This window comes from Chryseobacterium sp. IHB B 17019, from assembly GCF_001456155.1.
In the GTDB taxonomy this organism is placed as follows: Bacteria; Bacteroidota; Bacteroidia; order Flavobacteriales; family Weeksellaceae; genus Chryseobacterium.
Map to the genome: position 1 here is coordinate 864,873 of NZ_CP013293.1, position 24,409 is coordinate 889,281.

Annotated in this window: 46 protein-coding genes, 1 tRNA gene and 1 pseudogene; 40 read left to right on the forward strand and 8 right to left on the reverse strand. The window is 33.2% G+C overall.

Features of this window, described 5'->3' with window-relative positions; all coding sequences use genetic code 11:
• Positions 1-54: 54 nt before the first annotated feature.
• On the reverse strand, positions 55-1,530 hold the full coding sequence (gene proS / locus ATE47_RS03915; RefSeq protein WP_062160725.1) for a proline--tRNA ligase: 1,476 nt from the start codon (positions 1,528-1,530) through the stop codon (positions 55-57).
• A gap of 144 nt (positions 1,531-1,674) precedes the next feature.
• On the opposite strand from proS, the gene ATE47_RS19160 reads away from it, so the two are divergent.
• Positions 1,675-2,745 carry a hypothetical protein gene (locus ATE47_RS19160; RefSeq protein WP_062160726.1) on the forward strand — a complete coding sequence of 357 codons (1,071 nt, stop codon included), beginning with the start codon at positions 1,675-1,677 and terminating at the stop codon, positions 2,743-2,745.
• A 32-nt stretch (positions 2,746-2,777) separates the two neighbouring features.
• Positions 2,778-4,181 (forward strand): OmpP1/FadL family transporter, encoded by a 1,404-nt coding sequence (locus tag ATE47_RS03925; RefSeq protein ID WP_062160727.1) that lies wholly within the window; start codon positions 2,778-2,780, stop codon positions 4,179-4,181.
• Positions 4,182-4,253: 72 nt separating this feature from the next.
• Here ATE47_RS03925 and ATE47_RS03930 read toward each other — a convergent pair whose 3' ends face one another.
• The 5 genes from ATE47_RS03930 to ATE47_RS03950 all read right to left on the reverse strand — a co-directional run bounded on the left by ATE47_RS03930 (position 4,254) and on the right by ATE47_RS03950 (position 7,801).
• On the reverse strand, positions 4,254-4,982 hold the full coding sequence (locus tag ATE47_RS03930; protein WP_062163441.1) for a ZIP family metal transporter: 729 nt from the start codon (positions 4,980-4,982) through the stop codon (positions 4,254-4,256).
• Between the two features lie 2 nt (positions 4,983-4,984).
• Entirely contained in the window at positions 4,985-5,710 is a 726-nt protein-coding gene (locus ATE47_RS03935) for an SAM-dependent methyltransferase (protein ID WP_062160728.1), read from the reverse strand.
• A 125-nt stretch (positions 5,711-5,835) separates the two neighbouring features.
• Positions 5,836-6,447 (reverse strand): hypothetical protein, encoded by a 612-nt coding sequence (locus ATE47_RS03940; protein ID WP_062160729.1) that lies wholly within the window; start codon positions 6,445-6,447, stop codon positions 5,836-5,838.
• 30 nt (positions 6,448-6,477) lie between these two features.
• Positions 6,478-6,870 (reverse strand): hypothetical protein, encoded by a 393-nt coding sequence (locus ATE47_RS03945; RefSeq protein WP_062160730.1) that lies wholly within the window; start codon positions 6,868-6,870, stop codon positions 6,478-6,480.
• A 421-nt stretch (positions 6,871-7,291) separates the two neighbouring features.
• Positions 7,292-7,801: a helix-turn-helix domain-containing protein gene (locus tag ATE47_RS03950; RefSeq protein WP_062160731.1), complete on the reverse strand. Its 510-nt coding sequence runs from the start codon at positions 7,799-7,801 to the stop codon at positions 7,292-7,294.
• Positions 7,802-7,984: 183 nt separating this feature from the next.
• On the opposite strand from ATE47_RS03950, the gene ATE47_RS03955 reads away from it, so the two are divergent.
• The 16 genes and pseudogenes from ATE47_RS03955 (at position 7,985) to ATE47_RS04025 (ending at position 15,091) form a co-directional block, all read left to right on the forward strand.
• A complete protein-coding gene (locus ATE47_RS03955; RefSeq protein ID WP_062160732.1) occupies positions 7,985-8,260 on the forward strand; it encodes a hypothetical protein in 276 nt (91 codons plus the stop codon).
• A complete protein-coding gene (locus ATE47_RS03960; RefSeq protein ID WP_062160733.1) occupies positions 8,257-8,457 on the forward strand; it encodes a hypothetical protein in 201 nt (66 codons plus the stop codon). Before ATE47_RS03955 ends, ATE47_RS03960 begins: the two co-directional genes overlap by 4 nt.
• Positions 8,458-8,512: 55 nt before the next feature.
• A complete protein-coding gene (locus ATE47_RS03965; RefSeq protein WP_062160734.1) occupies positions 8,513-8,896 on the forward strand; it encodes a hypothetical protein in 384 nt (127 codons plus the stop codon).
• Positions 8,897-8,978: 82 nt separating this feature from the next.
• On the forward strand, positions 8,979-9,173 hold the full coding sequence (locus ATE47_RS03970) for a hypothetical protein (protein ID WP_062160735.1): 195 nt from the start codon (positions 8,979-8,981) through the stop codon (positions 9,171-9,173).
• A gap of 2 nt (positions 9,174-9,175) precedes the next feature.
• A complete protein-coding gene (locus ATE47_RS03975) occupies positions 9,176-9,448 on the forward strand; it encodes a hypothetical protein (protein ID WP_062160736.1) in 273 nt (90 codons plus the stop codon).
• Between the two features lie 2 nt (positions 9,449-9,450).
• On the forward strand, positions 9,451-10,014 hold the full coding sequence (locus ATE47_RS03980) for an ERF family protein (RefSeq protein ID WP_062160737.1): 564 nt from the start codon (positions 9,451-9,453) through the stop codon (positions 10,012-10,014).
• On the forward strand, positions 10,011-10,454 hold the full coding sequence (locus ATE47_RS03985; RefSeq protein WP_062160738.1) for a hypothetical protein: 444 nt from the start codon (positions 10,011-10,013) through the stop codon (positions 10,452-10,454). The genes ATE47_RS03980 and ATE47_RS03985 overlap by 4 nt, the downstream gene beginning before the upstream one ends.
• Positions 10,454-10,852, forward strand: coding sequence for a hypothetical protein (locus ATE47_RS03990; RefSeq protein ID WP_062160739.1), 399 nt, complete (start codon positions 10,454-10,456; stop codon positions 10,850-10,852). Before ATE47_RS03985 ends, ATE47_RS03990 begins: the two co-directional genes overlap by 1 nt.
• 5 nt (positions 10,853-10,857) lie before the next feature.
• Positions 10,858-11,127, forward strand: a pseudogene (locus ATE47_RS03995) (DUF3127 domain-containing protein); the annotation flags it as partial.
• A 5-nt stretch (positions 11,128-11,132) separates the two neighbouring features.
• The gene (locus ATE47_RS19165) at positions 11,133-11,279 is read left to right on the forward strand and encodes a hypothetical protein (RefSeq protein ID WP_185097124.1); all 147 of its coding nucleotides are present in this window, start codon (positions 11,133-11,135) and stop codon (positions 11,277-11,279) included.
• Positions 11,251-11,562, forward strand: a complete 312-nt coding sequence (locus ATE47_RS04000; RefSeq protein WP_062160740.1) for a hypothetical protein — start codon at positions 11,251-11,253, stop codon at positions 11,560-11,562. The genes ATE47_RS19165 and ATE47_RS04000 overlap by 29 nt, the downstream gene beginning before the upstream one ends.
• A gap of 10 nt (positions 11,563-11,572) precedes the next feature.
• Positions 11,573-11,974, forward strand: a complete 402-nt coding sequence (locus tag ATE47_RS04005) for a DNA-binding protein (RefSeq protein ID WP_062160741.1) — start codon at positions 11,573-11,575, stop codon at positions 11,972-11,974.
• A gap of 14 nt (positions 11,975-11,988) precedes the next feature.
• Positions 11,989-12,978 carry a DUF6291 domain-containing protein gene (locus ATE47_RS04010; RefSeq protein ID WP_150114776.1) on the forward strand — a complete coding sequence of 330 codons (990 nt, stop codon included), beginning with the start codon at positions 11,989-11,991 and terminating at the stop codon, positions 12,976-12,978.
• Positions 12,947-13,714 (forward strand): hypothetical protein, encoded by a 768-nt coding sequence (locus ATE47_RS04015; RefSeq protein ID WP_150114777.1) that lies wholly within the window; start codon positions 12,947-12,949, stop codon positions 13,712-13,714. Before ATE47_RS04010 ends, ATE47_RS04015 begins: the two co-directional genes overlap by 32 nt.
• On the forward strand, positions 13,677-13,961 hold the full coding sequence (locus tag ATE47_RS04020; RefSeq protein WP_185097125.1) for a helix-turn-helix domain-containing protein: 285 nt from the start codon (positions 13,677-13,679) through the stop codon (positions 13,959-13,961). The genes ATE47_RS04015 and ATE47_RS04020 overlap by 38 nt, the downstream gene beginning before the upstream one ends.
• Before the next feature lie 2 nt (positions 13,962-13,963).
• Complete coding sequence (locus tag ATE47_RS04025) at positions 13,964-15,091, forward strand: DNA cytosine methyltransferase (protein WP_062163442.1); 1,128 nt, start codon at positions 13,964-13,966, stop codon at positions 15,089-15,091.
• Between the two features lie 18 nt (positions 15,092-15,109).
• Here the strand turns inward: ATE47_RS04025 and ATE47_RS04030 are convergent, their stop codons facing one another.
• Positions 15,110-15,319 carry a hypothetical protein gene (locus ATE47_RS04030; RefSeq protein WP_062160745.1) on the reverse strand — a complete coding sequence of 70 codons (210 nt, stop codon included), beginning with the start codon at positions 15,317-15,319 and terminating at the stop codon, positions 15,110-15,112.
• 107 nt (positions 15,320-15,426) lie between these two features.
• Between ATE47_RS04030 and ATE47_RS19170 the strand changes: the two genes are divergently transcribed.
• The 16 genes from ATE47_RS19170 to ATE47_RS04100 all read left to right on the forward strand — a co-directional run bounded on the left by ATE47_RS19170 (position 15,427) and on the right by ATE47_RS04100 (position 21,414).
• Complete coding sequence (locus ATE47_RS19170) at positions 15,427-15,579, forward strand: hypothetical protein (protein ID WP_185097126.1); 153 nt, start codon at positions 15,427-15,429, stop codon at positions 15,577-15,579.
• An 80-nt stretch (positions 15,580-15,659) separates the two neighbouring features.
• Positions 15,660-15,953: a hypothetical protein gene (locus tag ATE47_RS04035; RefSeq protein ID WP_150114780.1), complete on the forward strand. Its 294-nt coding sequence runs from the start codon at positions 15,660-15,662 to the stop codon at positions 15,951-15,953.
• A gap of 161 nt (positions 15,954-16,114) precedes the next feature.
• Entirely contained in the window at positions 16,115-16,375 is a 261-nt protein-coding gene (locus tag ATE47_RS04040) for a hypothetical protein (protein ID WP_150114781.1), read from the forward strand.
• A gap of 42 nt (positions 16,376-16,417) precedes the next feature.
• Positions 16,418-16,558 (forward strand): hypothetical protein, encoded by a 141-nt coding sequence (locus ATE47_RS19175; RefSeq protein WP_185097127.1) that lies wholly within the window; start codon positions 16,418-16,420, stop codon positions 16,556-16,558.
• A 17-nt stretch (positions 16,559-16,575) separates the two neighbouring features.
• Positions 16,576-16,869: a hypothetical protein gene (locus ATE47_RS04045; RefSeq protein ID WP_062160748.1), complete on the forward strand. Its 294-nt coding sequence runs from the start codon at positions 16,576-16,578 to the stop codon at positions 16,867-16,869.
• Between the two features lie 646 nt (positions 16,870-17,515).
• Positions 17,516-17,755, forward strand: a complete 240-nt coding sequence (locus ATE47_RS04050) for a hypothetical protein (RefSeq protein WP_150114782.1) — start codon at positions 17,516-17,518, stop codon at positions 17,753-17,755.
• A 129-nt stretch (positions 17,756-17,884) separates the two neighbouring features.
• Positions 17,885-18,088 carry a hypothetical protein gene (locus ATE47_RS04055; RefSeq protein ID WP_062160750.1) on the forward strand — a complete coding sequence of 68 codons (204 nt, stop codon included), beginning with the start codon at positions 17,885-17,887 and terminating at the stop codon, positions 18,086-18,088.
• An 18-nt stretch (positions 18,089-18,106) separates the two neighbouring features.
• Positions 18,107-18,256 carry a hypothetical protein gene (locus tag ATE47_RS19180; protein WP_185097128.1) on the forward strand — a complete coding sequence of 50 codons (150 nt, stop codon included), beginning with the start codon at positions 18,107-18,109 and terminating at the stop codon, positions 18,254-18,256.
• Complete coding sequence (locus ATE47_RS04060) at positions 18,249-18,479, forward strand: hypothetical protein (RefSeq protein ID WP_062160751.1); 231 nt, start codon at positions 18,249-18,251, stop codon at positions 18,477-18,479. The genes ATE47_RS19180 and ATE47_RS04060 overlap by 8 nt, the downstream gene beginning before the upstream one ends.
• Positions 18,480-18,481: 2 nt before the next feature.
• A complete protein-coding gene (locus ATE47_RS04065) occupies positions 18,482-18,958 on the forward strand; it encodes a hypothetical protein (RefSeq protein ID WP_062160752.1) in 477 nt (158 codons plus the stop codon).
• A 184-nt stretch (positions 18,959-19,142) separates the two neighbouring features.
• The gene (locus ATE47_RS04075; RefSeq protein ID WP_062160754.1) at positions 19,143-19,367 is read left to right on the forward strand and encodes a hypothetical protein; all 225 of its coding nucleotides are present in this window, start codon (positions 19,143-19,145) and stop codon (positions 19,365-19,367) included.
• A gap of 2 nt (positions 19,368-19,369) precedes the next feature.
• Positions 19,370-19,699, forward strand: a complete 330-nt coding sequence (locus ATE47_RS04080; protein WP_062160755.1) for a hypothetical protein — start codon at positions 19,370-19,372, stop codon at positions 19,697-19,699.
• Between the two features lie 2 nt (positions 19,700-19,701).
• The gene (locus ATE47_RS04085) at positions 19,702-19,908 is read left to right on the forward strand and encodes a hypothetical protein (RefSeq protein ID WP_062160756.1); all 207 of its coding nucleotides are present in this window, start codon (positions 19,702-19,704) and stop codon (positions 19,906-19,908) included.
• Positions 19,909-19,974: 66 nt separating this feature from the next.
• Positions 19,975-20,394: a hypothetical protein gene (locus tag ATE47_RS04090; RefSeq protein ID WP_062160757.1), complete on the forward strand. Its 420-nt coding sequence runs from the start codon at positions 19,975-19,977 to the stop codon at positions 20,392-20,394.
• Between the two features lie 84 nt (positions 20,395-20,478).
• Positions 20,479-20,865, forward strand: coding sequence for a hypothetical protein (locus ATE47_RS04095; RefSeq protein WP_062160758.1), 387 nt, complete (start codon positions 20,479-20,481; stop codon positions 20,863-20,865).
• A 153-nt stretch (positions 20,866-21,018) separates the two neighbouring features.
• A complete protein-coding gene (locus tag ATE47_RS04100; protein ID WP_062160759.1) occupies positions 21,019-21,414 on the forward strand; it encodes a hypothetical protein in 396 nt (131 codons plus the stop codon).
• 129 nt (positions 21,415-21,543) lie between these two features.
• Here the strand turns inward: ATE47_RS04100 and ATE47_RS04105 are convergent, their stop codons facing one another.
• Entirely contained in the window at positions 21,544-21,828 is a 285-nt protein-coding gene (locus tag ATE47_RS04105; RefSeq protein ID WP_062160760.1) for a hypothetical protein, read from the reverse strand.
• Between the two features lie 274 nt (positions 21,829-22,102).
• On the opposite strand from ATE47_RS04105, the gene ATE47_RS04110 reads away from it, so the two are divergent.
• The 6 genes from ATE47_RS04110 to ATE47_RS19035 all read left to right on the forward strand — a co-directional run bounded on the left by ATE47_RS04110 (position 22,103) and on the right by ATE47_RS19035 (position 24,347).
• A complete protein-coding gene (locus ATE47_RS04110) occupies positions 22,103-22,639 on the forward strand; it encodes a recombination protein NinG (protein WP_062160761.1) in 537 nt (178 codons plus the stop codon).
• 6 nt (positions 22,640-22,645) lie between these two features.
• Positions 22,646-23,317 carry a hypothetical protein gene (locus tag ATE47_RS04115; RefSeq protein ID WP_062160762.1) on the forward strand — a complete coding sequence of 224 codons (672 nt, stop codon included), beginning with the start codon at positions 22,646-22,648 and terminating at the stop codon, positions 23,315-23,317.
• 156 nt (positions 23,318-23,473) lie between these two features.
• Positions 23,474-23,544, forward strand: a tRNA-OTHER gene (locus ATE47_RS04120).
• 103 nt (positions 23,545-23,647) lie between these two features.
• Positions 23,648-23,812, forward strand: a complete 165-nt coding sequence (locus tag ATE47_RS19185) for a hypothetical protein (protein ID WP_185097129.1) — start codon at positions 23,648-23,650, stop codon at positions 23,810-23,812.
• Between the two features lie 6 nt (positions 23,813-23,818).
• Entirely contained in the window at positions 23,819-24,133 is a 315-nt protein-coding gene (locus ATE47_RS04125; protein ID WP_062160763.1) for a hypothetical protein, read from the forward strand.
• A 25-nt stretch (positions 24,134-24,158) separates the two neighbouring features.
• Entirely contained in the window at positions 24,159-24,347 is a 189-nt protein-coding gene (locus ATE47_RS19035; RefSeq protein ID WP_150114783.1) for a hypothetical protein, read from the forward strand.
• Positions 24,348-24,409 lie beyond the last annotated feature (62 nt).

Consider the following 24,409-nt stretch of genomic DNA (forward strand, 5'->3'; position numbering starts at 1 on the left):
TCTTTAAAAATCACGAGAATTTTTAAAGATTTATCAATTATATTAAGTGGAATTTTAGTAAGCCTTAGCAAATAAAACTCTTCTTGTTGATGGTTTTCTTGAAATTAAAGAAACGCCTTCTTCAATATCATCATCCAAAGGAATACATCTGATGGTGGCTTTGGTTTCGTTCTTGATCTGCTCTTCTTCCTCGGCAGTTCCGTCCCAATGTGCGTAGATGAATCCTCCTTTTTCTTCAAGAACCTTTTTGAATTCTTCGTAAGTATCCACTTTTGTGATATTATTTTTTCTGAATTCAGCAGCTTTATTGTAAATATCCTGTTGAATTGTTTTTAATAAATCCTCAATATAAGAATCTAAACCGTCGATAGAACGTACTTCTTTTGTTAAATTATCCCTTCTTGCAATTTCCACAGATTTGTTTTCTAAATCTCTTGGTCCCATTGCAATTCTTACAGGAACACCTTTCAGTTCATACTCAGCGAATTTCCAGCCCGGTTTGTTATGAGTGTCGTTATCAAACTTCACAGAAATCCCTTTAGCTCTCAATTTAGCTTGGATATCTAAAGCCACTTCACTGATCTGCTCCAACTGTTCATCGCCTTTAAAAATAGGAACAATTACCACCTGAATCGGCGCCAGTGTCGGAGGTAATACCAATCCTAAATCATCTGAGTGTGTCATAATTAAAGCTCCCATCAAACGGGTTGAAGTTCCCCATGATGTTGCCCATGCGTGTTCGATTTTCCCTTCTTTGTTGGTGAATTTTACATCAAATGCTTTTGCGAAATTCTGTCCTAAAAAGTGAGAAGTCCCTGCCTGTAAGGCTTTTCCATCCTGCATTAATGCCTCGATACAATACGTTTCATCAGCTCCCGCAAATCTTTCAGAAGGAGTTTTTAATCCTTGAATCACCGGCATTGCCATAAAGTTTTCTGCAAAATCTGCATATACTTGATTCATTTTTTCTGCTTCTTCGATTGCTTCCTCCTTTGTTGCGTGAGCCGTGTGACCTTCCTGCCATAAGAACTCTGCAGTTCTGAGGAAAAGACGTGTTCTCATTTCCCAACGGACAACATTTGCCCATTGGTTGATTAATATCGGTAAATCTCTATAAGACTGAATCCAGTTTTTGTAAGTGCTCCAGATAATCGCTTCCGAAGTAGGGCGAACAATAAGCTCTTCTTCCAGCTTTGCATCCGGATCTACAATAAGTTTTCCAGGATTATCCGGATCGTTTTTTAATCTGTAATGCGTTACAACTGCACATTCTTTAGCAAAACCTTCTGCATTTTTTTCCTCAGCCTCAAATAAGCTCTTGGGCACAAAAAGCGGGAAATAAGCATTCACGTGACCTGTTTCTTTGAATTTTTTATCCATTTCGTCACGCATTTTCTCCCAGATTGCATAGCCATATGGTTTGATAACCATGCATCCTCTTACTCCTGAGTTTTCAGCTAAGTCGGCTTTTACCACCAACTCATTATACCATTTGCTGTAATCTTCGCTTCTTGAGGTTAATTTTGCCATTATTTTTTAAAATTTTTTTAACTTTTTACTATTATTGTTATCTAAAAATAAAAATCTATTTTTGATAGATTTTTTACCACGTGTTTTGGTACATTTTTGGTACAGATTGCAAATATAATTTAAATTAAAAATCTTTACGTTATCATGAAAAAAAATATACATAAAAATTTGTTTGGTATGTTAAAATCAAAAGGGATTTTAGCAATATCAGGCGGATTACTACTTGTATCCTGTGGTGCCCAGATGGGTGGTTACAGCGAGACAGACGGGGTTTACTATGACCCTAATAAAGATACCTTACCTGAAGGAGTGATTATTGATGAGAGAGGAAACAGAGTAGGTGAAGACTACAACTATTATGAGGACGATTCCAACCTTGTTCAAAATGCTGAAATAAATTCCAGAGAAAACAGATATGATTCCTGGAATAATTGGAATACCAACTCAACTGCAACGGATTCTGACTGGGGAATGTATGCAGGAGCTGAAACTAATTACTACGACAACTCATGGGGTTGGGGTGGTTGGTACGGTGGTTACAGCCCATATTGGGGCTGGAACAGAGGCTGGGGCCTTGGTCTTTCATGGGGCTGGGGTGGCTCTTGGGGTTGGGGCGGATGGAATAGCTGGAATATGGGTTGGGGATACTCACCATGGGGCTACTATGACCCGTTCTGGGGTGGATATTACGGATACGGATACCCTTACGGATACGGCGGATACTGGGGTGGTGGCTATTACGCACCTTACAGAAGAAGCGGATCTGTTGGCAGAGGTTTCAATACCTATAATGGTAGTTTTGGCAGTAAGTATGGTGTAAATTCAGGAGGTTTCAGAAGAAACAATTCCAATACCGGCGGTTTCAGAAACAGCAACGGTACAACTGGAGGTTTCCGAAATTCTAACGGAACTAACGGAGGCTTCAGACAAGGAAATACAAACGGAGGTTTCAGAAACCAAAATGGAGTAAGAAATCAAGGTGGTTTCCGTAATTCGGGGACTCAGACAAGACCAAATTATAACAACCAATCTGCCCCACCAAGAAGGAACGACGGTGGATATAGAAATGATGGCGGATTCAGAAATAACAACTACAATAACTCGAACAGCGGAGGCGGCTTCAGATCAGGAGGCGGTGGCTTCGGTGGAGGAAACAGCGGTGGCGGCGGATTCAGATCCGGCGGCGGAGGCGGTGGTTTCCGAGGTGGTAGATAATTTCATTCAAATTAATAACTATTCAAAAAATAATGTTAAAAAAATCTTTAGCCATAATGAGTATTTCTGCAGCATTTTTTGCGCAGGCTCAGGATGTTTCTGTGATTAGAAATACCGTAGATGTGTATTCCAGCTCTCCGAATATTGGTTCTGCTAAATTTAATGCGATGGCAGGCTCAAACGGAGCGTTAGGAGGTGATGCCAATTCATTACTTACAAACCCGGCGGGTTTAGGGGTGGCAATTTCAGGGGAAATCTCAGGAACATTGTCTATCATGAGTAATAAAAATACATCTTCTTATGCCGGATCATCTTACGGATATACCGTTAATAAAGGAGATCTTGGAAATGTAGGAGCAGTAATGACGTTCCAGCTGATGACTGAAAGTGCATGGAAATTCATTAATGTTGGGGTAAACTATTCCAACCAGTCTATTGAAAATTATATTGAAACTCCCGGAAATAGTAATTTAGTTTATGATTTTCCGGATGGTGGAAGTTCTTCTTTCGGCAGACATGCTTATGACAGATATGGATATTTGTCTAAAACAAGTGTAGGGGTAGGTGCAAACTACAACAATAACCTATACTTAGGTGCCGGATTGAATTTCTTCAATTCGTCAATCGATCAGTCTGATACAGCTATTTTCAATTCTTTGGATGATGGCTCGTCAGAATATTTCAGCAAACAAAACACACCTTTCATTGAAAGAGGAAACGGCTTTTCTGCATCATTGGGGGTAATCGGAAAACTAAGCCCGAACTTCAGAATTGGTGCAGCATTGGAAACTCCTACGTTCTGGAATATCGACAGAAGCTACAATTTCTATAATGATGCTATATACGGAGACGATTACGCTGTAGAAAACAGAAAACTCACTTCACCGCTTAAAGCGACTGTAAGTGCTGCTTTCATTGCAAGTAAAAGTTTTGCCTTAAACGTAGATTATACACTTGGATTAACAAAGCCAAAGTATAAAGTATACGGACCGGCAGAAACAGAATTAAACGATTTCTTTAATGATGAATATAAAAATTTATCAGAATTAAAAATCGGAGCGGAATATAGAGTGAAACAGTTCAGATTGAGAGGTGGTTATGCTTATACATCAAGTCCTTTCGATGCTTTGACGGTGAGCAGATATAATGACAGCGGGGATGGTATGGCAGATAAGTCCTACAACGACTTGATTTTGAATGACAGAAATGCCTTATCATTTGGTATCGGATATGATTTCAAATCTTTCTATATTGATGCATCTTATCAAAATATAACTTCAAAATACAGCAACCCGTTATTGTATGGAGTAATTGACGGTAATTATGAAGCAGGTTATTATTCACCAAACAGACTGATCTCAAGCGAAGCTTATGCAGTATCAGACGTGAAAAATACAAGAAATAACTTCTTCCTTACATTCGGATGGAAATTCTAATTTCCTAATGATTGATAAAATTGAAGCTCCGAGGTAATTCGGAGCTTTATTTTTTTAATTAAATTTAAAAAATTAATGAATATGCTCCACGTGCGAATGATCGTGGAAAAGGTGAATAATCAGGGCCAGCGAAACACCCACAATGACCAGTCCTATCTTCACCCAGTCGATATTGTGGTTTTTATTGCTTTCAAAAATAATCACAGAAGAAATATGTAGGAAAATCCCCCCTACAATGGCTAGAAAATAAGGCTGCAGGTCCGGATTAAAATAATTTCCCAATAGCATTCCCATCGGCGAAGCCAAAGCAAATAAAGCAACAATTAATAATGATGGATAGGATGGATAAGCCTTAGACTCATCTTTTCTGTTAAACAAAAACGCACCCAAAATAAACGAAATAGGAAGGTTGTGGAATACAATTCCCAACAGATAAGGTGACAACTCATGTTCTTCATTTGCCAAAGGAATTCCTTCAATGAATGCATGGACAAAAAGTCCCACCATCAGGGCAACAGGAAGAATATTATGTTCGCTATGATGATGAACATGTCCGTGTTCGAAACCTTTAGTAAGAGCTTCCAGGATCATTTGCAGCAAGACCCCTGCAATCACAAAAATACCCAGATTACTGGCTGTTTCGGAGGTATAAACCTGCGGAAAAACTTCATTCAGACAAATGGTAATGAGAAAACCGGCACTTAGAATAAGTAAATTTTTCGCCAGTTTTTCTTTTTTACCGAAATGTTTTCCAAAAAATACCCCGGTAATAACACTTAAAATCAGTAAAAGAACTGTTATCATTAGTTTTTCTTAAATAAATTAATGCAACGTGGTGAAGTTTCTTTATTAAATTCATTTAATTGATAATCTCCCCATATTTTGATTCTTTCAAAACCGCATTCTGTAGCATAAGAATTAATAGCTTCGAGTGTATGAAGTTTTACTTTTTCAAAGAAATGGAAAGACTTTCCGTCCGCTTCAAACTGGATATCCTTCACGATATGCCTTCCTTCGATTTTTTTACAAATCTTAAATTCAATATCGCCGCGTTTTACCACAGATTCCGGAACGATGACTTTTCTCACATATTCCTCATTCAAATAATCCAGTACAAAAAATCCTCCAGGTTTTAAAACATTATAAACCGACTGGAACACTTTTTTGTCATCATTTTCATTATCGAAATACCCGAAGCTTGTAAAAAGATTGAAAACCGCATCCATAGGATCAGCATCAATCGGGTTTCTCATGTCGTGAACGTCGAATAACAAGGTCTGATTTTCAAACTGCTTATCAAATTCTATACTCTGTCTCGAAAGATCAAGCCCTAAAACATCATATCCTAATTTATTAAGAAAAACCGAGTGTCTTCCCTTACCGCATGCTAAGTCTATGATTTTAGAATTTGGCGCCAGTTGCAGGTCTGCAGTCAGTTTTGTGATGAAGTTTTCGGCTTCAGTATAGTCTCTGTTGCTATAAAGTAAATGATAATAAGGGGTATCAAACCAAGATTCAAACCATTCCATAATGCAAAAATAACTAAATTTTATCAGTAAACGAAATAAACTGGTAATCAATAAGTTAACATTTTGCGTATGATTGTTTTATAAGGTTTTTTACTATGTTTTTTACTATTTTTTTACTATAAAAATTAAATAGGGTTTTTTAAATTATAAGAAATAAACATATAGGTCATATATTTCAACAAAAAAGTTCCTTCCTCTTTTGTTGTATATTGAAAATTGCCAACTTTAGAAGTTGACCCATCGTTTAATCCATAAATATTGAATATGTTTTTTCTAGTGGAAATTAATTTAATCCTGTCAATGTCTTTGTTTAAAAGGGCTTCTAGGTCGCTGGGAATAAGTGGAATTGTATTTATTTTTGAATATGAAGAGTTGCTGCCTATTGTTTTAAAATCCATTTCTATTTTATGCTTATCACTAAACAAAATTATTAATCTGTCTCCTTTTGCTAAATTTAACTGTTGTGAATTAGTATAAATCTGGAGATAACTATATCCATTATGATTTATGAATGTTAAGCCTAAATATTCATATTCTGAAGCTCCAAATTCCGTTAATGAATATAAAAAGAAATATCCTAATTTAAGATTGTAAAAATTTCTTATCCCGGCCTTTGTAAATAGAATAGTTTTCTTGTCTTCAAAATCATCTGTCATGGTTGATATTTCAGTATAATTTGAAAAGATAGAAATGTCTTCACTGTGTGTGAAATTTGGAATTTCAATCAAGCTATACATGGTCTGGTTTTGTTTTTTGAATTTATAATGTTATTTTCGATAGTAGTATACGTTTTCTATGGTGTGGGTGCCGGTTGACATGTTAGTTATAATCAAATAATTTCCTTCAATCTTAACATTTTCACCGTTTATTTTCTGAGAATTTTGATCGTAAGTGTATGTATAAGCACCCACCTTTGAGCATTTACCAGACTGAGCAGCCCAAACCTCAACAGAAACATTATTATCAGAATTTATACTATAAAATGATTTCCCGCTACATGAACCCTCATGTATGTTTTCAGACCCTTTAACACCATCAATCACTGCATAGTTCTTTATAAGAAAATATTGTCCAACATATGTAGGTGTGTCAACGCTTTCATCATTACTACAAGAAGAAAGCAGCAATAGAAAAAATAATAAAAAGGTAAGGTTTTTCATTTTTCAAATATTAAATGGTTAAAAAATTACTTGCGACAACTTTTGTCGTTTCGTGATTATATGTTTGTATTATGATATTTTTATGCATTATATAATATATTTAATAATTATTATTCGATAAATATAAATATTTATTAATTTTATCACCATTTGTTTAATTTTTTAAATTCATAGCCATGAGAGATTATAACTCAAGAAGACAGATAATAAAGAACTTGGAAAACTGCAATAAAGGTTTTTATCATAGGAAAAGAATCTCACCTGACGAATATCGCACTAATCATAGGGTTTTAATGTCTCTGATTAGTAATGAGATTTTTTTAACCGAATCACAAGTTAAGTCCTTAAGGAAGAAGTTGGAACTTTCAACAGATATAATAAGATTTAGGGCTCTTATAACAATAATTAAAATGTGTTCCAACTAATTCTGTTCAACTATTTTGTTTATGTCTTTTTTTATTTTATCATCTAATTGTACGTTAAACTCATCCATGATTGCTTCGATTTCAGACTGTAAAACAAATAAATTATCTTTTATTCTTTCTTTAATGTCTTCGTTTTGCTCTTTTAGTTCGGCATTTTCCCTTGCTAAATCATCTATTTTTTTATTTTGACTTATAACCAAATCGTATAATAAATTTAGTTTTGAATCAATAGGAAGTTCCACATAAGGAACTCCTATTTTTTTATACTCAACAGTTTCGTTCTCTTTAAGGTTATACTTATCTCCATTTCCTGTGAAAATATAATCTCGATTTGCCTTAAGGATTTTTAATAAGATGTCTAATTTTAGATCATCTGGTTTTGTTTTATCATCAATCCAATTCTTTAGTGTAGTAGGATGCATTTTTGCCTCTCTTGCTAAAGAATTCTTATTATAACCCTTGTCAAGCATAATCTCTTCAAGCCTTTTTCCAATAGTATTTTTCATAATAATAGATTATATAATTCTATTAATAGATAAAATCAATATAAAATTAGATATATTTATTTGCTTTATATCTAAAATTAGATATATATTTGTATCAACAATACAACACAATGCAAATGTAGTTAAAAATTGTGTCAGTAAAAAATAGTGAAAATACGGTAGTTTAATTAAAGATAAATAAATATGGCAGAGTTGATAAATGGAAAACCAATAAGTGAAAAGCTATCAGAATTTTTGAGAAAGTTCACTAGTCCAAAAGATATGGCGGATGTAAGCACCGAAACAAATGTTAGCATATCTACAATTAGAGATGTGAGATTAAGAAGAAATAATATTTCTGAGGAAAATAAGAAAGCGATTATCAAATTAATGAAAAAAGCCGATCAAAATGCTGATTTTAAAATTAAAGAAGCTAAAGAGGGGAAGCGGCAAGTAAAACAAATTCTTGACTGTATATGAACCTAGATTATCAAATAGCAAAAGATTACATGCTAAAGTTGCCAGAGGCAGAACGGGAAAGTCTTTGTAAGTTTTTTTTAAAAGGATTGCAGGAAAGGAAAAAGACAAAGAAAGAACTTGACACTGAATATTCTCAGTTTCTAAAAAAATCAAAATCATTTCAAGACTTCAAAAAGAAGTACGGAATATCAAAATAAATGGCATCTACTCGCAATAGACGCCAAAGTTTAAAACTCGAAATATCGAATTATCATGGAAACAAAATTACAAAAAAAGATTTTAGGCAGAACAATCAAAAGTTATCAATTCTACAAAATGCAATATCCGGTATTAAATAGAAAAATCGTAAACGGATTTATTTGGCTGGAAGGTTTGAGAATCAGAGTTGAAAACGGGAAGTTTTTCACAATGAATCCAGATGGTAAGAAAGAGGGAGTGATATTAAAAACCTCATCAGCTTATAAAGAGATTAAAAGATTAATTGCCAGATGGTTCTCTACTTACAGAAAGAATGGTATTGCATCTTACGCTAATTCAACAATGCGAGAAGCTTGTCAGCAGGGACAGTACAATCAAAGAATCAAGCAGATTCAAAACGGAAGAATTTCATTTAACCATTATTATTCGGCATCATGAAAACGGTGGTATTTAATATTAAAGTTTGGTTTGTTTACCAATACGTGTGTTTAATTGAAGCATTAATGAAAAAACAATAACCATGAAAAAAATACATAAAAAGAGATCTTGGAAAAAAATGGTTATCGATAATCGTCAAAATACAATATCCAAACAGAGAAACATCAATGACACTATTGTTGAAGCTTCTGAGTTTCAAGAGTGGTTTGCTAAAATGGGAGGAATGATCGAGAATGAAGATATGGAAAAAGTGATAGATAAATTTAAAAATCAGTAATCATGGAACCAACAGATTACAGCCGAGGAAGGAACAATGAGAATTCTCAACATTCTTTTGGCCTGATAAAAGGTAAAGTGGAAAATCAACGGATGCGAGTTTTGAGCAATGTAGACGGTTTAAAATCCACTATTGAAATAGCGAACGATATGGGTGTATTTCTACACCAAATATCTGGAAGGTTCTCAGAGCTAAAAGCAAATCATAAAATAATTCAAATCACAACAAAAAAAATTGGAAGATCGCGATTCGCGGTTTATCGAAAACTAAATTAATTATGAAAAATATTCTTAAAAAAATAAGTGTAATACAAAACAGTATTGATACAATCAGCAAAAATGCTCACAATACCTTTTATAATAGCAATTATGCAGATCTATCAAATATACAAGACACTTTAAAACCTCTATTATTTGAACAATCACTAGTCTGTATTCATCAAGTTATTGATAATCATTTAATAACTACAGTTTTTGACCTTGATTCCGATGATAAGATTGATAGCTCTATTGATATTGCAAACCTTAATGATCCACAAAAAGTAGGTAGCCAGTTAACGTACTATCGTAGATATAATTTAATCAACATTTTTGATTTAAAAGTAGATGATGATGATGCAAACAAAACAGTTTCTAAGCCTCCTCAAAATAAATCTAATGATGTAAAAATTGATTTTTGGTTATCAGATAAAAATTTTGAAAAAGCAAAAACTACATCCGATTTAGCCCAACAGACTTTGGAATATTATGATAATAAAACTGAACGTGAAGGTAAAATTTATGGAATGAAAAAAACATATCGTGATGTATTACAAAAATTAACACAAAATAGTATGTTATGAGTTTAACAGGACAATTATACGAAGAATATCAACAGGAGTTCATTGAAAGATGTCAACAAGTTGAAGAAGGAGAAATTTCCCCATTAGTTGCAGCCGTACAGTTTAAAGAAGAAATGGATTATTTAAGCCAATTAGCTGAAGATCGGAAAACGTGGCTCAATGAAAATGTAGACGAAATTACGAATGAAGCTGAACAATATGGAAAAAATGGATTCAGAGGTTTTGTTTTCACAAAGCAATACCGTGAAACCTCATCATTCAAGCACATTGCTGCATGGAATCAAGCTGAAAATCAAAAGAAGGCAATTGAGGCAAAAGCAAAATTAGCCTGGAAAATGGTTCAAAACGGACTTCCTAATGTAGATGCCGAAACGGGTGAAGAAATACCTCTACCGGAAATTAAAGTTTCTTCCTTTATAAAAGCCGAAAAACTAAGATAATGAAAGAATTAGTAGCTGATAAAGAATCAATAAAATTTGAACTTAAAGCAATTCAGGATTTCATTGAGTTAAATATTTCGGAAGAAGAAATTACTGCTGTTGAAATTAGAGGAAATGAACTTAATGCTTATATGGCAAGATCCGGAAAACTATTAGCAGATGCAAAATATCATCGGGATGAAAAATTAAAAGATTCTGTTTTTGACAACCTGAAAGAAATTCTAAAGCTTTCGGCAACAACGGCAAATAAATATATTGATTCATTATGTAAAGAAGAAAATTACTTAGTGAATTGGGCCGACAGGATAAACAGGACAGTTACCCATCAATTAGACTGGTGTCGGTCTGTATTAAGTAAGCAAAAAGAAGAACTAAGACAAAATCAATATTCAAATTAAATTTTATGGAATTACAAGGAACAATAAAAAGAATCGGCGAAATCCAAACGTTTTCAAGCGGATTTCAAAAAAGAGAAATGGTAATACTTACTCAGGAGCAATACCCTCAGCCTATCAATGTAGAATTCATTTCAGATAAAGTTGATTTACTGAATAATTTAAAAGAAGGTGAGTCGGTAAAAGTTGGAATCAATATTCAGGGTAGAGAGTGGGTTAGCCCACAGGGTGAAACAAAATATTTCAATTCCATAGTAGGATGGAGGATTGAAAAGATTAACTAATGAAACACGATTCAAAATATTACATCGGACGCGATTCCAAAGGAGTATTTAAATGGAATGAGAAAGAATTAATCTACATCGAAGAATCAGAAATTAAAAATAAAAAATCAACAAACAATGGAAAATGTAACACTTCAACTAAATGATAAAATAAACGCTTATATGCGATTAACTGAAGAAGAAAAGAAGAGAAAGGGGATGTATAAATCATTTTATTTCAGAATGTTTGATTATCCAGATGGCACAAGTTCAATTGTGCTTGATAAGACCGGAGAAATAAACATAGGTGATGATTTTAGAGATCACAAAGGTAAACTTCATATCGTAACGGAGGTCGTCAATTATCGTCCACATAAAGGAGTCTTTGATGATGAAGAAAAAAGGCAAAAGGTTGCCATAGTGAAATCAGAAATAATTCCCAATCTATAAAAACAAAGCAATGAAAAATCCACCAAGCTTAAAAACAAAAATTGAAAAGATAAAAGAATCTCTGCTTCCCGGAGCAATGATTCCAAATAGTCGACTCTATAAAAGAGCCCACCTCATCGAAGCGGAAGCAGTATTGCAGTTCGCAAAAGGGCAAAACAGACCCGTCCGAAAGGCTTACTCTGCAGAGTGTGAGTTTACCCGTGAAAGACAAGATGCTAAAGTCACAGACTTAGATGGATTCTTAGACAGAAAAGAATCAGCAAATCGACTTGGAATATCTGAGGTCAAACTCGGAAGGTTTAAAAAAGAAGGCAAAATCAATTCAGTTCAATTAAGAGGTAAAATACATTTCTCTAAAAAAGAACTCCAAGAGTTTGAAAGGAAATACGGCCCGCTTTATTTAATAGATTAGAAATTAACCCGGAAGTGAAGTGGTATTTAAATCCGGGACGAAATACAGACATAGGTCTGGTGAAAAGCTTTGAATTTACAATAAACAAAGATATGGCTGAAGATAAGAATGGTTTTTTACTATACAAAGATCTTATACATTCAGTTAGAAAATTACCCAAAGAAAAAGCCGGAGAGCTATTCATGCACATATTAAGCTATGTCAATGATGAAAACCCCGAAACGGATGATTTTATAATTGAGCTTGCTTTCGAACCAGTTAAGCAACACTTAAAAAGAGATTTAAAAAAGTATAAAACTAAAATAGAGAAAAAATCCGAATCCGGCAGAATCGGCAATTTAAAAAAGTGGCATCCAGATATTTACAAAGATTATGAAGATGAATTAATCTCATTGGAAGAAGCTGAAATTGTCGCAAAAAATCGCAAATCATCGCAGTGCGATAAAAGTATCGCAAACGTCGCTGATAATGATAGTGATAATGTAAGTGTTAATGATAATGTTACTGTAAGTGATATTCTTTTAGAAAAAGAAACAAAAGAAGAAAATATTATAAAAGAAAATTTTGAAACAGAATTTTTCTCAAATGAAGAAACAGGATTAGTAACAGTTAAAAATCCTGAAGAAGAAAAAAGAAAAAAAGTTGCGCAAAAAAAAGAAAAGGCAGAACCGCCCGATTTAGACACGTTCGTTACGTTTGCTAGGGAAATATACCAAAATGAATTAAAACTCGATTTTTCGCTGTATGAATTCGCTGTACGGGCAAAGTATGGCAGTTGGGTAGATTCGGATTGGAAGGATGGTCATAAAAAACCTATTCAAGCTTGGAAAAATAAATTAAGAAATGTTATACCTCACTTAAAACCGATTTATGGAAAATCAAATTACAACTCAGGAACATCAGGAAGTAATCCACCTCCAAAACAAGCAACTTTCAATATCCAGGAAGCAGCTGGAAGGCTTGCCGAAGATTTTGCAAAGGGAAATATACCGGGAGTGTATTAGATTTTCACCTCCTGAAACTAAAGAAAAGCTGGTAAATGATGTTTTGACGCTTTTTCAGGTTCGTGACCGTAACGGAGAAAAAGAAAGTATGAAAGATACTTGGTTACTATTTCTAATGGATTTTAAATTGACAGCAACCGAGATTTATCACGCTCATAAAATGGCAATACAAAGGAATCTTTTAGATCAAAACGGAAACGAAATTGAATGTTTACCCATGCTCTCAACGAATACAACAGGGAAAATCCTTAAAGCTTACGAAAGATACAAGCAAAACGATCAGCAATTGCAAGAAGGAAGGGAAAGACTAAAGCTGATTTTAAATCCTCCACCAGAACCAACAGAAGAAGAAAAAAAGGCTGAAAGAAAAAGGAATTGGGATTCATTGGTTGAAGCCGTAAAGAAAGGTCAAAATTGTGAACATGCATTTCTTTTTTACGAACTGGCAATTAAGAAAGGTGGATTGGAAAGCTTTGTGAACGATGAAAACGTACAAAAAATCGCTATAAAAGATAAAATGGTACAAATACTCGCAAAAGAAAAGTTAAAGCCTAGATCAATCTTATTTAACACTTATGAATTAAAAAAGCTTTCTGATTATTTCGAGGACAACAAAAAACCAATGACCGACGAAATAGCTTATTCCTTTGATAGACTTCAAGCTTTAGCTATTACTCAGGTTAAAAACGATAAAGTTTATGAATGGGTTAAACAACAAGTCTCTGGAAAGGGCTGAAACAATGGCATCTTTTAAAATAATTTATCAAAAAAATAGAGAAATGCAAACACAATCATATCAGGGCTATAATTTCACACTGAAATCCCCTGGAAAAAAATATTATAACGAAGCTAAAGAGATTCAAAGATTTTGCTTTGAGAAGTCTAAAGAAGGTAAAAAATACCGCGAAATAGCTGAAATGCTAGGATTAAAAGATCACAGTACAGTAGCTTATCATATAAAGCAATTTAACAAAACAAAATGAACATAAACATATTAGAGTTGTTTTCTGGGATCGGAGGATTTTCAAAAGGATTTGAGAATGCGGGGTTTAAAATTGAAAATCATTATTTCTCAGAAATAGACAAACACGCAATAGCTAACTATAAACACAATTTTCCAAATGCAAAACACATCGGTTCAGTTACAGATATTTCCGGAAGAAACTTTAAAGGAATTGACATTATCACATTCGGATCGCCTTGCCAAGATTTCAGTCTTGCTGGAAAAAGAGAAGGGATGGACGGTAAAAGAAGTGTTCTTATCCTCGAAGCAATTAGATTGGTTACTGAGCTCAGACCACCTGTTTTTATCTGGGAAAATGTTAAAGGAGCTTTCTCCTCAAACTCTGGCGCGGACTTTTGGGGCATTCTCCAAGCCTTTGCCAACATTGGGGGTTATCGACTTGAATGGCAATTGCTTAACACAAAGTGGTTTTTACCCCAAAATAGAGAGCGGATTTACCTTGTCGGACATCTTACAGGGTCAGAACGAAGTTTCGGAAACGTATTTCCTATCTCAGAAGACAATTGCGGGATTAATGAAGGGTCAATCGAAACCCGAAGTATTCGAACATTAACAGCCGGGGGGAATTCTGGAGGTTTACATTCTTCAAAGACATTGGTTCAAATGGCTGCAATTCGTGGAAGGGATAACCAACAGGGAAAAATTGAACAGAACCTTGAAATTAATAAAGAAAGTATTTCAAATTCTTTAACATCAGTTCAAAAAGATAATGTAGTAATTCAAATAAACAACAGCAAAAAATGGAAAGGATCAACACCTGATAGGGAAAGAGTTTATCATACTAAAGGGGTAGCGCCGTGTTTAGGATCTTCAATGGGAACCGGTGGGAATTTAGTGCCAAAGTTTTTATTTGAAAAAAACATTCGCCGTCTTACTGAAATAGAATGTGAAAGGTTGCAGGGATTTCCGGATAATTTTACAAAGTACGGAGTTTACGAAAAACAGGTTTGGACAAACAAAAAAGAAGGCACTTTCAAAATCATTCAGGATGTTCAAGAAATTCCGAAAACCCAACGATATAAGATGCTCGGAAACGCTGTAACGGTTAAAGTAGTTGAAGAAATCGCAAAAAGATTGAGGTCTATTTAGTCGATATTAAAGAAGTGATTAAACTAATCTTTGAAAATAATATTCTTTTCCATTAATAATTTGAGAAAATTCAGGTCCTTCTTTAAATTTTTCAATGTACCATCTATCTGAATTACAAGTAGGTTCCATCTTTTTTAAAGTAGCATGAAACCCTTTAAAATTGGTATCTATAATAACCACTCGATTATTTAAGCAACAGGAAAAAAGTTTTGAAATTCTATCGTTCATAAAACAAATGTACGAAATAAGTACTTAAAATAGAAATAATATTTGTTTGTTCCAAAATAAGTGCTTATATTTGAACTATCAAAAACGAAACGATAAATATTAAAGTCATGAAAAACGAATTCACATACAGAAACAGACAAATCATCGAAACTACCAACGGTACATTTCAAGCTTTCTATTCAAATTATTCATCTAATCTAACTAAGCATTTTAAAACGCTAGAGTTAGCTAAAAAGCAAATTGACAAATGGCTGGATTAAAAAACAACCTTGTTATTAGTCATTCAAATGCAAACGGTAATTACTTCGTAAAAAAGAATGGGACTATAATAGCGGGGTTTATGGAGAAATCAGATGCAGAATTGTTTTTGAAAGGTAAATCACAAAAAATAGAAAACATGAACTGGACAAGTGTGAAAGAAAAACCTCCTGAAGAATGTTCAGAATTAGTTTTAGACCCAAAAAACAACTTAATCCCAGTAATGACAAAAAAATTGATTGTTTTGACAGATAAGGGAACGGTTTCAGATAATAAGCGGTTGAAAATGATGGTTGGTGAAAAAGAATGGGATTGGTTTATGAGCTACGAAGGCGAAACTGTTACTCACTGGACGGTTTTTAAGGAACCAAAATAAAATTAAAATTTAAACTTAACATCATGAAAAATTTAAAACAACAGAATTACAGTAAAAGACAAATTATTTTTAGCGTTTAGCGTGGCGGCCTTGGTAAGTATAACAATTTGGATTCTCGCAAGGATATTTTAATCATTTAATATTTAAAAACAAAATAAATTATGAGTATCATGTTAGGTGACTTATCCGTAAGTCAAATAGAGCAAAGAATAGGGGTAAATTTCCCTGAAGAAATACGTGAGTTTATGAAAAACTCTCACCAACCAAATGCAAGTGATGTACAATCCGGAAAATGGCATTGTTTCGACATTCCTTTTAACATAGTTTGTGGAGATATTGAAACAGCAACAAAAATTTTCAATTCCGTAAAAGATTCAAAAATAATAAAAGAAAGGCTTCAATTTTCTTTAAGTAACGGTTAATAGTTAAAGCGACCTAAGCAAGTCATTAAAAGGCTTTTTAATATGGAAAAAATAAAAGTTATTCTTAAATCAGGCGAAGTAAAATATCATAAGTGTTGGGGGATGTTATGTATGGATATAGAACAAATGGTTAATGATAAATATGGCTATTATAATGTTCAAAGTTGGCACTATATAGATTAAAAACAGAAAAAGATAATATGGAAAATACACTAGAAAATGAATTGTTAGAATTGTTGAATAAATATGTTTTACCTGATGTAAACGAGCATCCTCACAGTTCATATATGTATCATTTAAGGCATAATATATTTGATAGTGTTGATTTTATTTTATGTTTTTTAAAATGGGAAAATAAAATCAAAGAAAGAAACTGGAGTTTGTATAGGATTTATAAAAACATTGATGATAAATCGGACTTATATAATAAAATGGTTGAGCGAGAAATTAGGATTTTAAAAAGCATTCACGAAAATCCTAATAAAAAAAATTAGCTGAGTAATCTTATACTAAAATCAATTAAAAATTAGGAATATGGAATTTAAAGGAACTAAAGGGAAAATGGGGTTATGAAAACAGGCTTTCAACTCAAAATTCGTATAGGATTACTCACGACAATGGAGATCAGTGTTTAGCTGAAGTTTATTTAGATTATCACAATGACACAGAAGAAATTGAGGTTAAGGCTAATACTCTTTTAATCTCCAAAGCTCCTGAAATGCTTGAGATGTTAGAAGCCACAAAAAATGAATTAACATTTTGTATTAAAAAGCTTTCTGAACACGGAGAAGAAGTTGATTTTCAAACACCTTATGAAATAGATCAACTTATCAAATCCGCAACAGAATTAAGCTGACATCTTACTGTCACATGGTTATTAGTTTCCCCCGGCTTACGGGTCGGGGTTTTTAAAAGAGAAAGTGGCGGAATTGGTAGACGCTAAATAGTCGATAAAGGTAGGCTTGTGCAATAACATCATTTTTAATAGAAGTTCAGTAAATAGCCCGACAATGATACAAGCCTTTAAGGTAAATGAAAATATTAAGACTTATCCCATTTGATGGTGTGAACTAACATTTGCTATAACCTGTGCAGGTTCGAGTCCTGTCTTTCTCACTAAACAATTAAAAGCAAAATATTATGAAATTATTTGAAATTATGCAATTTATGGCAGACAACAATCTTGATATAAGAAGATTTGATACGTTTGTTTCGGGGGAAAAAGTAAAAATTGGATCTCACTTAACAATGGGAGCTGATCAATCTACTTTATTAGGCTTAATGAATGAAAAATACATTCCTGTGCTTTTCTGTGTTAATAAAGATCAGTATAAAAAAATATCTGCTGGAATCACTGATTTAAAGCAACTAGAATCATGAATTCACTAGAAAGACTAATTACCATAGCCCAGTCTCATGTAGACCGCTATAAGAGTGAGAAAGAAAAGCCTGAAAGTTACTGGCTCGAATTACGCAAATTGATTGAATTACAGTGAAAACTAAAGTATCATGGAAAATAGAAATTATTTAAACGGAAAACAATATCCTCATGGATACAGAGATTGGCTTTGGAAAATATGTCTAGAATTAGATTTAAAAGACAAAGATATTAATACAGCATACAAACAATTAGATACAGATGCATGGCTTGGTTATTTTATGGAAGGACTTTCCCCAAAACAAGCTATTCAAGAAGATAATAGTTATGCTTAATAATTAAAATTAAATACCATGGAAGAATTAAAAAGAAAATCTGCAGAATTGCAAACGCAAGTTGATGAATTTAAAAATTCAGACAACAAGCCCGAAAGTCATTGGGGAAAAGTGAGACAATTAATTAGTGTCAACTACGAAATTATAAAAATCAAATATCATGGATAAAAAATTAGAATCAAGTGCCGGAATATGCGTCGAAATTTATGTTGATTGCCCTCATTGTGGAAATTTCTTTGACCTATTGGATGATAGATTAGATCTTGAAGTTGAAAGAAGTGACATTATGATTGCAGCCTTTCAGGATGAATGGGGTTGTAAAGATGCCGGAATTGAGGTTAAATGCCCAAAATGTGAAAAAGAGTTTATTGTTAACGAAATAATGTGGTAATCATGAAGCAGCTAGAACTACGTTTACAGAAAAGACTTCTTATTGTGGAATACGAAGTAGAGCAAATTGATGAAATATTTGAATATTGTAAAGTTCATCCCCAAAAATTCAATAACATAAATGGTATTTGTAAATTAATCTGCAAAGGCTCAGAGTTTAATGAGGATATAGCGAGAGGATTGGCGCATAGTGAGAATTTTGGAACTGACAATAATCCTGATGTTGGCTATTACCATAGTATTAAAGATAATTACTGGGCAAAATCAGCTTTAGAATCATTTGTTTCATCGATCGAAAAACAAAATTATTACTGGGGAGATAATCCAATTGATAATCCTGATTTTATGGATGGGAGTTACGATAATAATGGTTTCGATGATCTTAATAAATACCAATACAAAAAAGATATGACTACATTCCAAGAAGCTGAATTCCGCACCTTCAATTTAGAAAACACTTTAATTTTTGAACTTTTATGAAAACTACATTTAAAAACTATTATGTAATACAGCATCCTAATGGCGAGATATTTCCTACGTCAATGCATGGCACACGAAAAAATTGTATATCAAAACATTTTGGAGAAATCATCACTTGGGAAAATGCAAAAAAGCTAGGTTGGAAATGTGTAAAAGTAAACTTAATTTTTGAAATACTTGAATAATGGAAGAAATATTGAAACTTATGAATGAATTTGAAAAGCGAAATAATATGAGTATTGCTTTCACAATGTATAACGATGGTTCATATTCTGTTAAGGAATTTTGGGATAACGAAAGCTTGGACGGTGGAAATTCTATTGAAGAGCTAAAAATATTTTTAAAAGAAACCCAATATAAATTGGACGAAAATGGGAGGTCTTATAGTCCTTGTGTTAAAATTGAATAATCATGAAAACAAAATACATTAAAGTACCAACGGCGGAAAGACTGCCATATAAGGAAGGTTATTATTTTACATTTCGTGATGATTTTGGCGAAAGTATAACAAGTCTTTTTAATGGAAATTGGCATTTACCAAAAGATACAATTCACAGAGTCGAATATTGGCTTGAAGAAATCCCCGACAGAGAGGATGAAATGAAGAAAGTGTTAGAGCGTGTTGAACTACTGTTAAATGAATTTCATAATGATTTAGCAAAAAGTATAGTTGATATGAAAACCTATTCTCCACTTAGTAAACAACTATTAGAAATAAAACGACTACTTAACAAACAATAACAATGGCTGAAACAACATTAAAAAGAGGTGATACTGTTAAATTAAAATCTGGAAGTTGCGATATGACCGTAAGCGAGGTAATTACTAAAAAAGAACAATCTGTTAGCAATCCAACTTCTTTACCTGATAATTTTATCGATGTAGAATATTTTTGGGAAGGAGAAATTAAAAAAGCTAGATTTTACGAAAGTCAGATTACTAAATCCTAGGTAAACTATAAAACACGGAAGTCGGCACCGTTTCTTTGTCGGCAAATCAAAACAATTTTTTTTACAATGAAAAAACTATTAATTGCGAGCATTGTAATGCTTGCCTCACTGACAGCATGTCAAAACTCAAATGATGAATTCGTAACAACTCCTGTTGGAACTCAGAAGGTTGCGGATAAAACAATGGCTAGAGAAGGGGAAGAAATGACCAAAGAAGAACAGATTGCTATGGTGGAAGCATTGGATGCGGTAAAAGAAGCCATGGTTAGAGGTGAAACCACCGGAAGAGCGATCATCTTATGCCATACGCCATGGAATACAGTTATGGGGCACGCATGTGTTTCAAATATGGGCTACACATTCAATGTTTCATGGGATGCTCATACCTATTCTCCAGGTGGAGGACAATCAATAATCAACTATGATGATTATGGGAATTATATTTATAATTGGCATACAACTTTACAACCAAGATGTAATTGCTAATTAAACATTGAGGGCTTCGGCCCTCTTTTAACCCTAAAAAAGAAAAACAATGACTAAAGAAGAATTATTAAAAATATACTCAGCATGGAAGCAAAAGAATTAAGAATAGGAAATTATTTGAAATTTCTTAGTAAAATAGAACAAGTAGAGTCCGTAATCGATTCCGATTGGATTAGATTAAGTAAGTCAGATTTGGTTCCAATAAACGCTGCAGGACTAAAGCCCTTAGATATAACCGAAGAGTGGCTTTATAAGTTTAAGTTTAAACAACATGAAGTTACCAACTTTTATTTTTTGGAAATAATAAATGATTGGACTCGTATTTATTTTGACCCATATCATGATATTTGTGACCTTTCAATTAGTAGTCACTCTGCAGTGTTAAATAAAATAAGTTTTGTTCATCAATTACAAAACTTATATTTCGCCCTAACAGGTGAAGAACTAACTATAAACGAAGACAATGAATAGATATTATATTAACACAATCTGTATTATTCTATGGCTAGTATTTTTAGAAGCAATAGGGATAGAAAAAATATACATGGGAATAAATGCAATTATATTGTTTTTAAACTTCATATTTTGTGAGTTAGTAAGAATGAATAAAATAAACGAAGGGAAATGAAAAAGAAAGAATTTTCAGATTATTTTATTATTAGAAACGGTAGCTATGTAGGTATTTTCAAGTATGTGGATGGAAAATTAAAGTTATTCAAGCATGTTGACGGTAATTGTAATACTTATGGGTTTGGAAGACTTCTTGAAGATATTATAGCCTTTAATTATGATCAACTAGAAGACAATGTAATTAGTTTTAAATCAATTTCTGCTAATGAACAATATAGAATTCCAAAACGTTTTGATATGAGGAAAAAAGAGGTTCATAATGATCTTGCTTACTTTCTTGGAAGAAACCAGACTTTCGATATTTTTTACAATCCTAGATCAAGAATTTACGGAGATGAAGAGTTTAGAAGTAGAGTTGAAAAGTATAAACCAAAAACTTTTCCATTTTAATTACGGAAACCCACAACACAAAACAACAAAAACGAAATCCTGGGTTAATTTTGTAACTTTGAAACGTTTTAGTTATTACAGCTGAAATATTTTGACAAAAATTAGCCCTCCGGTAAGAGGGCTTTTTAATTATATCCATTCAGTTTCTACATTTGAATAAATTAATTTAATTTCTTCAGTACTAATGTACAAATGGTGTTTGGTTTTTTTATTTTCTTCAAGCCACCATTTTGCTGAATTAACTATACATTCTAAGTTTTTCTGATAATCATCATAAGCATTTTTGAAATCTTCAAGCTCATCCTTTTCAAATACTTCTATAGCATAGTGATTTAAAAGTTCTTCTTTAGACATTTCAGTTAGCATTTTCGCTAATTCAGGTCTTTCATTTTGAAGTTTAATGAAATTTTTCATTTTAATTTTCCCACCATTATCAACATCGGGGTTCGGTTTTAATTATTAAACTGTCTTGTTATTTTGACATAGTAAAGATACAAACGATGTTCTGCAATTCCTTACGGGAAACCGTAAAACAGAGACTTTTTTGTTACGGATTTCCGTAAAATATTTTATCTAACAATTATTATTAGATTGAGTGAATAAAAAAGTTAGATTTTTCTAAAAATAGTTGAAAAAACATTTGCTTTTTAAAAAACACCACCGTAACTTTACTATAAAGCGGTTGAGAATGAAGGAGATAAAGCCGAAAAATTGCGCGGTATGTGGTGAGGAATTTAGTCCAAATAAAACAACTCAAAGGGTATGCGGCATGGCCTGCGCAATTTCATTCGGTAAGTCAAATATTCAAAAACAAAACGCTAAAGCTTGGCAGAAAGAGAAGAAGATTATAAAGGAGAAGCTTAAGACTCATAAAGATTGGTTACAAGATCTCCAAAAGGTTTTTAATGCCTATATCAGAACAAGAGACAAAGGAAAGCCATGTGTGAGTTGTGGGTGTAAAGTAGAAGGTAGTGGCCATGCTTCACATTTTTTTTCAGTGGGATCTCATCCAAACTTAAGGTTCAATGAAGATAATGTTCATGTAAGTTGCATTGAATGTAATCTGCATAAACATGGAAATCTTGCTGAATATTCCACAAGACTACCTCACAGAATTGGAGTCGATGCTTTTAATACATTATTATCAAAGAAAAATATTCCAAACAAGTTAAGTGTTAATGAATTGAAATTATTAATTCAATATTACAAGACTAGATTAAAATAGTAAATAATGATAGGTCAAAGGGTAGGTAGGTTAATTGTAGTTAAAGAGGTTGATAAGTTGATTCTGCCGTCTGGACAAGCTAACAGAGCATTCTTATGTAGATGTGACTGTGGGGAAGAAAAGATTGTTAGAAAAGTTCATCTTTCAAATAACAGAATTAGAAGTTGTGGATGTCTGAAGAAAACAAGAGGAGGCAAAGGAACTAATAAATTGCTTAAAGTTTGGAGGCAAATGAACAGCAGGTGCAGGCCTGATTATTTTCAAAAACACTTATACTACGATAAAGGAATACGAGTGAGTGAAATTTGGAGAAGTAGCTATAAAAGCTTTGAGGAATGGTCTATCAAAAATGGATATGCTGAAGGGTTAGTAATTGATAGAAAAAATAATTCCAAAGGATATGACCCTGATAACTGTAGATGGATAAGTCAACTAGTAAATTCTTCAAATAAAGACAATACAATTATGGTTGCTTATTATGGAGAGTTAAAAGCATTAAAGCTTATTGTTACTGAGAAAAAGATGAGACAACACTACGAGGCAATTTTAAGAAGAATTAAACGTGGTTGGGAGCCTCAGAAAGCAATTGACACACCCATTAGGTGTGGGGCTTATAAAAGAAGCAGAACTAAAGAAGAGATTGATTTTGAAAATGAATTAATGTTTTCAAAGTTATAGATATGATTTGATGGTATTTAAATTTACTAAGCACACATGAAGTAGAAGAAGGGGGTTGTGAGATGGACGATGAGGTCGGGTGCTTGGTTTTATAAGACTAGAAGTTCTATTTAAATAGTGGTTAGCTTTCCACGTGGTCAGGTTAAAAAAGCAAACGGGCAATTAGCTTAATTGGTTAGAGCGTGGTAATAAGCCTCATGGTTTAGGTTCGAGTCCTAAGTTGTCCACAAGATTGATTTAATGCAGGGGTATTTTTTTTCATATTAATATTTTGTGATTTGGAGTCCCGCTGCTTAGGTAGTGGGATTTTTAATTTAAAACAAGAAAACAATGGGAACACCGCAAATTATTTTATTAGTGCTTTACGGAGCATCTTTATTACTACAAGCCCATGATCATGGAAAACCAAAAGAAGGTAACCATAATTTCTGGCATACCCTTACTTCGGCAGTAATAACTTTTTTACTCTTGGACTGGGGTGGATTTTTTGAATAAACAATTATGGAAGGAAATTTTAGAATAGTTCAGGAATCAGAAAACAGGTTCATAATCGAGAAAGAATATGATTCCTACGAATATAAAGTAATCCGATTTCTTGGAATTGCTATATGGACGATAAGAGTTCCAATTAAGATTTGGAAACAGGTAGATAAGAAAGGGAAACGACCTTATTCAGGGCTTTTAATTGGTGTTGTACCGATTGAACTATGTGAGGCTTGGTATTTAACGCTTGAGGAAGCAAAGAAAGCCCTTGAAGATATAAAGAAATATCCAAATGTGGTTTACGAGGGATTATTAGACATAGCAAGTAAGTAATTGAGTGGCTTAAACAATAAAGGACATGAACAAAGGCAGAAGAACTGAAATAACCAATTTGAAATATAAAAAGCGTTTGAAGATTTACGGTTTAAAGAATGGTGAATGGACTGCTTTAAAATCTCATGGTTCGCCTTGTAGCTGCGGAATCTGTAGATCTGAAAAATACAGAGATAGAGATCGTCAGAAAAACAAGAAAATAAATATAGAATAATTATGACCCTCGAACAAATAAAAGCCAATTGGACCAAAACAGATGAGCTCATCTATAAAACC